5 protein-coding genes are annotated in these 11,628 nt (G+C 71.2%); 4 read left to right on the top strand and 1 reads right to left on the bottom strand.

Features of this window, described 5'->3' with window-relative positions; genetic code table 11:
- Window position 1: 1 nt before the first annotated feature.
- From asnB to MZC64_RS43050, 4 genes are read left to right on the top strand one after another with little or no spacing between them, the layout of a single operon-like run.
- Window positions 2-1,843, top strand: coding sequence for an asparagine synthase (glutamine-hydrolyzing) (asnB, locus tag MZC64_RS43065; RefSeq protein WP_247765357.1), 1,842 nt, complete (start codon window positions 2-4; stop codon window positions 1,841-1,843).
- 10 nt (window positions 1,844-1,853) lie between these two features.
- Window positions 1,854-3,056, top strand: a complete 1,203-nt coding sequence (locus MZC64_RS43060) for a cytochrome P450 (protein WP_247765358.1) — start codon at window positions 1,854-1,856, stop codon at window positions 3,054-3,056.
- Entirely contained in the window at window positions 3,056-4,228 is a 1,173-nt protein-coding gene (locus MZC64_RS43055; RefSeq protein WP_247765359.1) for a cytochrome P450, read from the top strand. Before MZC64_RS43060 ends, MZC64_RS43055 begins: the two co-directional genes overlap by 1 nt.
- A 17-nt stretch (window positions 4,229-4,245) precedes the next feature.
- The gene (locus MZC64_RS43050; protein ID WP_247765360.1) at window positions 4,246-10,572 is read left to right on the top strand and encodes a non-ribosomal peptide synthetase; all 6,327 of its coding nucleotides are present in this window, start codon (window positions 4,246-4,248) and stop codon (window positions 10,570-10,572) included.
- Between the two features lie 107 nt (window positions 10,573-10,679).
- Here the strand turns inward: MZC64_RS43050 and MZC64_RS43045 are convergent, their stop codons facing one another.
- The gene (locus MZC64_RS43045) at window positions 10,680-11,618 is read right to left on the bottom strand and encodes an NADP-dependent oxidoreductase (protein WP_247765398.1); all 939 of its coding nucleotides are present in this window, start codon (window positions 11,616-11,618) and stop codon (window positions 10,680-10,682) included.
- Between the last annotated feature and the right edge of the window lie 10 nt (window positions 11,619-11,628).

Genomic DNA, 11,628 nt, shown 5'->3' with positions numbered 1-11,628 from the left:
CATGTGCGGCATCACCGGCTGGGTCGCCTTCGAGGCCGACCTGACCACCCAGCGGCCAGTCGTCGAGGCGATGACCGCCACCATGGCCGACCGCGGCCCGGACGAGAGCGGCGTGTGGCTGGACCGGCAGGTGGCACTGGGACACCGGCGGCTGGCCGTGATCGACCTGCCCGGCGGCCGCCAGCCCATGCGCGCGGACACCCCGGCCGGACCGGTCGTGCTGGTCTACTCCGGCGAGGTCTACAACTTCACCGAACTGCGCACCCAGCTCACCGGCCTCGGCCACCACTTCCGCACCGGCAGCGACACCGAGGTGGTGCTGCGCGGCTACCTGGAGTGGGGCGAGCAGCTGGCCGAACGCCTCAACGGCATGTACGCCTTCGCGATCTGGGACGGCCGCGAGCAGAAGCTGGTGCTGGTGCGGGACCGGATGGGCGTCAAACCGCTGTACCTGCACCGCACTCCCGACGGCGTGCTGTTCGGCTCCGAACCCAAGGCGGTACTGGCCAATCCGCGCTTCCGCAGGCGGGTGGACACCGGATGCCTGCGTGAGCTGGTCGGTTTCACCAAGGCCCCAGGCTGGGCGCTGTGGCGCGATCTGCACGAGGTCGAACCGGGCACCGTGGTCACCGTGGACGCCTCCGGGGTGCGCGAACGCGTGTACTGGCGGCTGGAAACCACCGAGCACACCGACGATACCCAGGCCAGCATCGCCAGGGTCAGCGAGCTGCTCACCGATGTGGTGGCCCGCCAGGTGGTCGCCGACGTGCCGCGCTGCGTGCTGCTCTCCGGTGGCCTGGACTCCAGCGCGGTCACCGCCCTGGCCGCCAACGAACTCAGCGCGTCAGGCGAGAAACTGCGGTCCTTCGCGGTGGACTTCGCCGGGTACGAGGAGAACTTCCGCCCCGACGAACTGCGCGAGACCCCGGATTCCCCTTTTGTGCGCGAGGTTTCCGCGCACGTGGGCACCGAACACCAGAACGTGATGCTCGACTCCCGCGCGCTGATGGACCCTGCCCTGCGCCGGGCGGTGGTCGCGGCCAGGGACATGCCGATCGGCCTCGGCGACATCGACAGCTCGATGCTGTTGCTGTTCCAGGCGATCCGGCAGGAATCCACCGTCGCGCTCTCCGGTGAGTTCGCTGACGAGCTGTTCGGCGGCTACGCCTGGTTCCACCACCCGGCCGCCCGGGACGCCGACACCTTCCCCTGGCTGGCCTTCCAGAACACCTACACCGCCGACCGCAGCACCCCGCTGCGCCCGGAACTGCGGGCCGCACTGGACATCGGCGGTTACGTGGCCGACGAGTACGCCACCGCGGTGGCCAAGGTCGAGCACCTCGACGGCGCGGACGCGTTCGCCCGCCGGATGCGCACCAGCAGCCACCTGCACATCACCCGCCTGGTCCGGGCCATGCTGGACCGCAAGGACCGGATGTCCATGGCGGTGGGCCTGGAGGTGCGGGTGCCCTTCGCCGACCACCGCCTGGTCGAGTACGTCTACAACACGCCCTGGTCGCTGAAGAACGTGGACGGCCGGGAGAAGGGCCTGCTGCGCCAGGCCGTCGCGCACCTGCTGCCGCAGTCGGTCGTCGAGCGGGTGAAGAGCCCGTATCCGTCCACACAGGACACCGGCTACGCGCTGGCCCTACAGGAACAGGCCCGCGAAGTGCTCGCCGAGGCGGGCAGCCCGGTGTTCGCGGTGTTCGACCGGGCCTGGCTGCACCAGGTCGCCACCGGACCGGCCGAGGCGGTCACCGGCGGCGTGCGCACCGGCGTGGAACGCGCCCTCGACTTCCACCACTGGGCCGATCTCTACCGGCCCGAACTAGACCTGGTCTGAGGAGAACTCGATGCTCGACATGAGGGATGCCCTGCTGCTCGGCGAGGAGTTCATCCAGGACTCGCACACCGTCGCGGCCGGCATGCGCGAGACCACCCCGGTGCGCTTCGCCGTGCTACCAGGTGGATTCCCGGTGTGGCTGGTCACCGGGTACGCCGAGGCGCGCGCGGTGATGACCGACGCCCGGTTCAGCAGCCACCGCGTGTACGACCGCCTGGAACGGCTGCGAATCGGCCCGGACGCGGAGAGCTCCTTCTCCGACGACCTGGTGATGAACCTGCTCAACCTCGATCCGCCCGATCACACCCGGCTGCGCAAGCTGGTGGCCAAGGCGTTCACCACCCGCTCGGTAGAGCCGATGCGCGAGCGCATCGAGCAGATCACCGACGAGCTGCTGGACGCCATGGCGGGCAAGGAGTCCGTGGAGTTCCTGGCCGATTTCGCCTACCCGCTGCCGATCCAGGTCATCTGCGAACTGCTCGGCGTGCCCTTCGCCGACCGGGACGACTTCGTGGACTGGTCGCGCACCATGGTCGCGGCCACCACCCCGGAGGAGATCGGCGCGGCCTCCATGCGGATGGCCGCCTACCTCGGCGACCTGGTGGAGGCCAAGCGGATCGAGCCGACCGCGGATCTGCTGTCGGAGCTGGTGCACGTCAGCGCGGACGGTGATCGGCTCTCCCGCCGCGAGCTGATCGCCACCGCCGTCGTGCTGCTCACCGGCGGCTTCGAGACCACCGTCAACCTCCTCTCCAGCGGCCTGCTCGCCCTGCTGCGGCACCCCGACCAGCTCGCGCTGCTGCGCGCGGACCGCTCGCTGCTGCGCAACGCGGTCGAGGAGTTCCTGCGCTATGAGACCCCGAACAACCTGTCCTCACCGCGCTACACCACCGAGGACGTCGAACTCGGCGGGGTACGCATCCCCGAGGGGCACTTCGTGATGGTGTCCTGGCTGGCGGCCAACCGCAGCGACCGCTTCGCCGAACCGGACCGACTGGACATCACCCGGGCGGCAGGCGGGCACCTGGCCTTCGGACACGGCATGCACTACTGCGTTGGCGCGCCACTGGCCCGGCTCGAAGGCGAGATCGCCTTTGACAGACTGCTGGGCCGCTTCACCGAAATCGAGCTGGTGTCCACTGTGGACTCACTGCGCTGGCGGCACAGCACCGCCATGCACGGCCTGGAAACCCTGACGCTGAGGCTGCGCTGATGGCCGAGCGACCGTACCCGTTCAACAACCCGGAAAGCCTTGCCCTGTCGGCGGAATATGCCGAGATCCGGCAGTGCCCCGGCCTGACCAGGGTGCGCCTGCCCTACGGCGAACCGGCCTGGCTGGTCACCCGGCACGAGGAGGCCCGCGCGGTGCTGGCCGATCCCCGGTTCAGCCGCGCCGAGGCCAGCCGGCGGGACGCGCCGCGCACCACGCCGGTGAGTCCGATCGGCATCGTGGCCATGGATCCGCCCGAGCACACCCGGCTGCGCAAGCTGGTCGCCCAGGCGTTCACCGGCAGGCGCGCCGAGGCCCTGCGGCCGTTCGTGCGCGAGCAGGCCGAGCAGGCGGCACAGGCGTTGCGGGCACACGGCGGTCCAGCCGATCTGGTCGAGCATGTCGCGCTGCCGGTGCCGATCCAGGTGATCTGCGAACTGCTCGGCGTGCCAGTGGCCGACCGGGACCGGTTCCGGGCCTGGAGCGAGGTGGTGCTCTCCACCAGCGGCAGCACCCCCGCACAGTTCGGGCAGGCCACCGGGCAGCTGATGGCCTACATGGGCGAGCTGCTCACCGAGCGGCGCACCGCTCCGGCAGGCGACCTGATCAGCGCACTGGCCGAGGCGGGCGCCGATGGCGAACGACTGTCCGAAGTGGAACTGGTGCAGCTGTGCATTGCGTTGCTGCTCGGCGGTTACGAGACCACCGCCACCGAGCTGGCCAACTTCGCGCACACCCTGCTCAGCACTCCCGGCGCCTACGCCCGGCTGTGCGCCGAACCGGAGACGATCGCCGAGGCGGTGGAGGAACTGCTGCGCCTGGTCGCCATGCCCTCGGCCGCGGCCATGCCCCGCTACGCCCGCACCGACCTGGACATCGGCGGCCAGCACATCTGCCGGGGCGAGGCCGTGCTGGTGGCCCTCAGCGCCGCCAACCACGATCCCGCGCGCTACCCCGATCCCGAACATCTCGACCTGAACCGCCCGCCCCGGCAGCACCTGGCCTTCGGGCATGGCAGCCACCACTGCGTTGGCGCCGCCCTGGCCCGCGTGCAACTCCAGGAAACCCTGCGCGCCCTGACATTGAACCTGCCCGGACTGCACCTGGCCGGCGAGGTCAGCTGGAAGCCCGCCGCGTTCCTGCGCGGTCCGCGGGTGCTGCCGGTGGCCTGGTGAACGAGAGAGGAAACCCCGTGCTGCACCCGACCGACCCCGCCGCGCTGACCAAGCTGCTGGCGAGCACCCTCGACCTGCCCGAGCAGCAGATCGGCCCCGAGGACAACCTCATCGAACTCGGCCTGGACTCCATCACCATGATGCGCCTGGCCGGCTCGTGGCGGAAAGCCGGACTGCGCATCGCCTTCGGTGACCTGATCGCCGATCCGCGGGTGGCCGCCTGGCAGGTTCTCCTGGCAGCGGCCGAGGCCCCCGCACCCGGTGCCGCGCCAGTACTCGCCGAGATCGACGAGAGCGCGCCGTTCCCCCTCGCCCTGATGCAGCACGCCTACTGGGTGGGCCGCCAGCCCGGCCAGCGGCTCGGGGATGTGGCCGCGCACTTCTACCACGAGTTCGACGGCGACGGTGTCGACCCGGAACGCCTGGAACCGGCTGTGCGCCAGGTGATCGAGCGGCACGGCATGCTGCGGGTGCGCATCGGCGACGACGGCACCCAGCACCTCAGCCCGTCCCGCTGGCCCGGCCTGACCGTGCACCGCGACCCCGACCTGACCGTGTTGCGCGAGCGGTTGTCCCATCGTGCCATGGACATCGGCGCTGGCGAGGTCTTCGACGTGCAGCTGTCCCTGCTGCCGGATGGCCGCACCCGGGTGCACGTCAACCTGGACATGGTGGCCGCGGACGCGCTCAGCCTGCGGGTACTGCTGGCCGATCTGGCCACCGCCTATGCCGGACAACCGTTGCCGCCCTTGGCCTACAGCTTCCCGCGCTACCTCGCCGACCGATCCGCCGAACCCACCGCCGCCGACCTCGCGTACTGGCGGGACCGCCTGCCCGAACTGCCCGGCGCACCGCGACTGCCCACCACCGGCGGCGGCACACCCGTGGTGCAGCGCAGGCACCGCTGGCTGGCCCCGGACGAGGTGCGTGCGTTGGCGCACAACGCCCAGCGACACGGCCTGACCCCGGCGATGGCCCTGGCCGCCGTGTTCGCCGAAACGCTGACCGCGTGGAGCGCCGAACCGCGATTCCTGCTGAACCTGCCGCTGTTCGACCGCGAACCCCTGCACCCCGACGTGGACGCCCTGGTCGGCGACTTCACCTCCTCGGTGCTGCTGGAATGGGACGGCAGCCAACCCGGCAGCTTCGCCGAGCGCGCCGCCCGGCTGCAGCAACGTTTCCACGCCGATGTCGCGCACACCGCGCACTCCGGGGTGGACGTGCTGCGTGATCTGTCCCGCCTGCACGGCGAACAGGTCCTGGCCCCCGTGGTCTACACCAGCGCGCTCGGCCTGGGCGAACTGTTCTCACACCAGGTCCGGGACACCTTCGGCGACTCAGCCTGGATCATCTCCCAGGGCCCGCAGGTGTGGCTGGACGCCCAGGTCACCGAACTCAACGACGGCCTGCTGGTCAACTGGGACATCCGCGAGGACGCCTTCACCCCCGGCGTGCCCGAAGCGATGTTCACCGCCTACTGCGGCCTGCTGGACCGCCTGCTCACCACCGCCGACACCTGGACCACCGAGGTCCGCCCACTGCTGCCCGCCGCGCAAACCGAAGTCCGCGACCGGGTCAACGCCACCGACGTGTCCCGCCGGCCGCAGGCCCTGCACGAGCAGTTCTTCACCCAGGCCAAGGAAACGCCGGACGCGCCCGCGTTGCTGTGCGACCAGGAAGTGCTGACCTACGGCGAACTCGCCGCCGCCGCACTCCGGGTCGCGGGCCACCTGCGGGCCCAGGGTGCGGACGGCCTGGTCGCGGTGTCCCTGCCCAAGGGCCCGGAACAGGTGGTGGCCGTGCTCGGCGTGCTCGCCGCCGGGGCCGCCTACCTGCCGCTGGCCGTGGATGCGCCTCCCGTGCGTCGGGAGCGAATCCTGCGTGCCGCCGGCGTGACCCACTTGATCGACAGTATCGAGGTCGACGCGGAACCCTTGTCGGAACCGGTGTTCGCCGACGGACTGGCCTACGTGATCTTCACCTCCGGCTCCACCGGCGAGCCCAAGGGGGTGGAGATCACCCACGCCGCCGCGGTCAACACCGTCGCCGATCTCAACGCCCGCTTCGAGATCGGCGCGACTGACCGCACACTGGCGTTGTCCGCACTGGAGTTCGACCTGTCCGTCTACGACATCTTCGGCCCGCTCTCGGTCGGCGGCGCGGTGGTGTGCGTACGCGAGCACGGCCACCGGGATGCCTCAGCCTGGGTACGGGAACTGTTGCGGCACAACGCAACCGTGCTCAACTGCGTGCCTGCACTGCTGGACATGGTGCTCACCGCGGCTGACACCCCACTCCCGCTGCGCACTGTGCTGCTCGGCGGGGACAGGGTCACCGTGGACCTGCCCGCCCGCCTGACCACCCTCGCCCCCGGCGCGCACTTCGCCGGACTGGGCGGCACCACCGAAACCGCCATCCACTCCACGGTCTGCGAGGTCACCGCGGTCGATCCACAGTGGACCTCGGTGCCCTACGGCACGCCACTGGACAACGTCCGCTGTCGAGTGGTCGACGCGCTGGGCCGGGACTGCCCGGACTGGGTGCCCGGCGAACTGTGGATCGGCGGCGCCGGAGTCGCATTGGGCTACCGTAACGACCCGGTACGCAGCGCGGACCGCTTCGTCGAACACAACGGCCTGCGCTGGTACCGCACCGGCGACCTGGCCCGCTACCGCGACGGCGGCGTGCTGGAGTTCCTCGGCCGCGCCGACCACCAGGTGAAGCTGCGCGGCCACCGGGTCGAACTCGGCGAGGTCGAAGCCGCGCTCACCGAACACCCGTCGGTCAGCGCCGCGGTGGCCACCGTGCTGGACCGCCGGGTACTGGCCGCCGCGGTCACCGGCGCGGTCGATGAGACCGAGTTGCTCGCCTTCATCACCGAACGGCTCCCCGCCGCCATGGTGCCCGGTGTGCTGCTCACCCTGCCCGCCTTCCCACTCACCCCCAACGGCAAGGTCAACCGCCCCGCCCTGCGCGCCCTGCTGGAGGAACGCGACGCCGGGTCCGCACAGGTGATCACCTTGCCCAGCACCAAAACCGAGATGCTGCTCGCCAATATCTGGCAGGAACTCCTGGGCGTACCCGCCGTGGGCCGCGAGCACGACTTCTTCACCCTCGGCGGCGACTCCCTGCTGGCCACCCGCCTGATCGGCAAGCTGCGTGCGGCCGGACTGGCGGGCGCGGCACTGTCCGACCTGTTCGCCAACCCGGTGCTCGCCGCCTTCGCCACCACCCTCACCACCGTCACAAACGGCCCCACCCAACAGGAACTCATCGCCGACCCCGACCACCAGCACGACCCGTTCGCACCTACCGACGTGCAACGCGCCTACTGGCTAGGCCGTTCCAGGGAGTTCACCCTCGGCGGCGTCGGCTGCCACTTCTACCGCGAGTACGACGTGGCCGACCTGGACCTGACCCGCCTGGAAGCCGCGGTCAACCAGCTCATCGCCCGGCACGGCATGCTGCGCGCGGTCTTCGACGAACGCGGCGATCAGCGGGTGCTGCCCGAGGTCCCGCACTTCACCGTCGAAGTAGCCGAGAACCCGGAGCAGCTCCGAGAAGCCTTGTCACACCACGTGTTCGACCCGACGGAATGGCCGCTGTTCCGTATTGCCGTGGCCCCCAACGGAACCAGCACCCGGCTGGCCATCGGCATCGACAACCTCATCGCGGACGCGCTGAGCGTGCTCATCGTCTACACCGAACTCGCCGCCCTGCACGACCACCCCGGCACCACTCTGCCCCCGGTCGAGCTGTCCTTCCGCGACTACGTCAGGAGCCTGCCCGCCGAACCCGCTCCGGCCTCGTCCGCCTACTGGTCCACCCGCCTGGACACCCTGCCACCCGGCCCCGCACTCCCCCTGGCGATCGACCCGGCCGAGATCACCCGGCCCCGGTTCACCCGGCGCGCCACCGTGCTCGATCCCGTGCGCTGGCAACGGGTGCTGCACCTGGCCCGCGAGCACGGCAGCACCCCGTCCTCGGTGCTGCTCACCGCCTTCGCCGAGGTGCTCAGCGCGTTCAGCGCCCGCCCCGACCTCACCCTGAACCTGACCCTGTTCGACCGCCGCGAGGTGCACCCGCAGGTGGCCAGGGTGCTCGGCGACTTCACCTCGCTGCTGCTGGTCGGCTACCAGCCTCAGCCTGGCGAGGTGTGGCTGGACCGGGTGCGCGCGGTCCAGGCCGATCTGTGGCGCGCCCTGGACCATCGCGAGGTCTCCGCCATCCAGGTGCTGCGCGAACGCAGCAGGCGCACCGGCGAGGCCGAGGTCACCATGCCGGTGGTGTTCACCAGCGCGCTCGGCCTGCCCACCGCGGCCCCCGCCGGCGCCGGACTGCTGGCCAACCCGGTCTGGGGTGTCTCGCAAACGCCGCAGGTGTGGCTGGATCACCAGGTGGTGGAACGGCACGGCCCGGACGGCGTCGCGGTCGAACTGAACTGGGACGCCGTCGAGGACCTGTTCCCGGCCGGCCTCCTGGACGCCATGTTCGCCGCCTACCTGCGCCTGGTCGACTGGCTCTGCGCCGAGGACTGGACCAGCGCCGTCCCCAGCGCTTTGCCCGCCGCACAACGGGAAACCAGGGCCGAGGTCAACGCCACTGCCGAACCCCAGCAGGAAACCCTGCTGCACAACGGTTTCTTCACCCAGGCCGCCCGCCACCCGGACGCGATCGCACTGTACGCGGGCCCGGATCGGGTGACCTACGGCGAACTCGCCGACCGCGCCCTGCGGGTGGCCGGACTGCTCACCGAGCACCACCTCGCCCCCGGCGAACCCGTTGTCCTGCACCTGCCCAAGGGCGTGGACCAGATCGTCGCCGTGCTCGGCGTGCACGCCGCAGGCGGGGCCTACGTCCCGGTCGGCGTCGACCAGCCCGCCGTCCGCCGGAACAGGATCATCGCCACCTCCGGCGCCCGCCTGACCCTCACCGACGACCTCGCCCGCGGCCTGCCCGGCACCGTACTCACCATCTCCGACGCCCACACCCCAGCCGCCGAATTGTCCACTGTGGACAGTGACACCCTCGCCTACGTCATCTTCACCTCCGGCTCCACCGGCGAGCCCAAGGGCGTGGAGATCACCCACCGGGCCGCGGTGAACACCGTCGAGGACATCAACACCCGCTTCGGTATCACTGCCGCGGACCGGGTGCTCGCGGTGTCCGCCCTCGACTTCGACCTCTCCGTCTACGACATCTTCGGCCTGCTCGCCGCGGGCGGCGCACTGGTGCTGGTCGGCGAGGAGGAACGGCGGGATGCCCGGCGCTGGGCCGAACTGGTCCGCGAACACGGTGTCACGGTGTGGAACACGGTGCCCACCCTGCTGGACATGCTCCTGGTCGTCGCCGAGAACGGCCCGCCCCCGGAAACCCTGCGGCTGGCCCTGGTCTCCGGCGACTGGGTCGGCCTGGACCTGCCCGGCCGCCTCGCCGCCACCGCGCCGGCGGCCCTGCTGGTCGCGCTCGGCGGTGCCACCGAAGCCTCGATCTGGTCCAACGCCCTGGAGGTTCGCGAGGTCGACTCGGCCTGGCGCTCGGTGCCCTACGGCTATCCACTGCGCAACCAGCGCTACCGGGTGGTGGACGCCTTCGGCCGGGACTGCCCGGACTGGGTGCCCGGCGAACTGTGGATCGGCGGCACCGGCGTCGCGCTGGGCTATCGCGGCGCACCGGAACTGACCGCTCGGTCGTTTGTCGACACCCCCGACGGCCGCTGGTACCGCACCGGCGACCTCGGCCGCTACCAGCCCGGCGGCCTGCTGGAGTTCCTGGGCCGCACCGACCAGCAGATCAAGGTGCGCGGCCACCGGGTCGAACTCGGCGAGATCGAAGCGGTACTCAGCCAGCACGAAGCCGTGGAACGAGCCGTGGTCGTGCAGGTCCGTGGCCGCCTGTCCGCCGCGATCGTGCCCAACGGCAAGATCGCGGAACGCATCCTGCTGGACTGGGCCGCGGCCCGGCTGCCCGGCCACATGGTGCCCGACTCCGTCACCGAGTTCCCGGAATTCCCGTTGAGTGCCAACGGAAAGGTCGACCGGGCCGCCATCGCCGCCCGCAGTGGCACCCGCGCCGACACCGCGCACACCCCGTCCGGCCCAGTGGAAACCGCCATCGCCGAACTGTGGACCAGAGTCCTGGACGTGCCGCAGATCGGCCGCCAGGACAGCTTCTTCGCGCTGGGCGGCGACAGCGTGCGCGCCATCCGGTTCATCGAACTGGCCCGCCAGGAACTGCGCCGGGACATCCCCCTGGCTCGCTTCTTCGCCGCTCCACTGCTGCACCTGGTCGCCGCCGCCGCGGTCCCGGCCGGTGCGGCGGAGGTGGAGGAAGGGGAGATCTGACCGGCGCACCGGTCCCTACCGCCCGGTCGGCGCGGCCGCTCAGCCGCGCCGACCGGGTCCCTACCACTCGGTCGGCGCGCCATCCCGGCCGCGCCAGCCGGATCCGGTCACACCGTGAGCACCAGCTTGCCCCTGGTCCGCCCGGTCTCGCCGAGCTTGTGCGCCTGCGCCGCCTCGGCCAGCGGGAACACCGTGTCCACCTCAACCCGCAGCTTCCCCTGTGCCACCAACGCGTTCAGCTGCTCCAGCCCGGCGTGATCCGGCTCGACCAGCACCCCGGTGAACCGCACCCCGGCGGCCTCGGCGAGAACAGCGGCCGCCGGTGCGGGCGCGGAGGGCACCACGATCAGCAGGCCGCCCGGCCGGAGGGTCTGCACCGAGCGCTCGCCGTACTCACCGCCGATCAGGTCCAGCACCAGGTCCACGTCGCGAACGGCCTGGCCGAAATCGGTGGTGGTGTAGTCGATGAGTTCGTCGGCGCCCAGGTCACGCAGGAAGTCGTGCTTGGCCGCGCTGGCGGTGCCGATCACGTGCGCGCCGCGGGCCTTGGCGATCTGCACCGCGAGGTGACCGACGCCGCCGGCCGCGGCGTGCACCAGAACCCGTTGGCCCGGCTGGACATCGGCGGTGTCGACCAGGGCCTGCCAGGCGGTGAGACCGGCCAGCGGCAGGGCGGCGGCGTGCACGTGGTCAAGGGCGGCGGGCTTGCGCGCGAAATGCCGGGACGGGGCGGTGGTGTACTCGGCGTAGGCGTTGCCCCGGTGCGGGAAACGCGGCATGCCATAGACCTCGTCGCCGACCTGGAACCGGGTCACGCCCCCGCCCAGCGCCTCGACCACGCCGGAGACGTCCCAGCCCAGGATCAGCGGCGGCTCGCCCAGCAGTCCGGCGACGCCCTGGCCGGCCCGGGTCTTCCAGTCCACCGGGTTGATGCCCGCGGCCTTGACCCGGACCAGGATCTCGGTCGGCAGCGGTTCCGGCCGCGGCACCTCGGCCACCCGCAGCACCTCCGGCTCGCCGTAGGAGTCGAGCTGTACGGCGCGCATCGTGTTGCCC

Origin of the sequence: Crossiella sp. S99.2 (assembly GCF_023094165.1) — a bacterium.
GTDB lineage: Bacteria > Actinomycetota > Actinomycetes > Mycobacteriales > Pseudonocardiaceae > Crossiella.
Note: the sequence above shows the minus strand (reverse complement) of the source record. Positions and strands in the feature narration are given on the sequence as shown.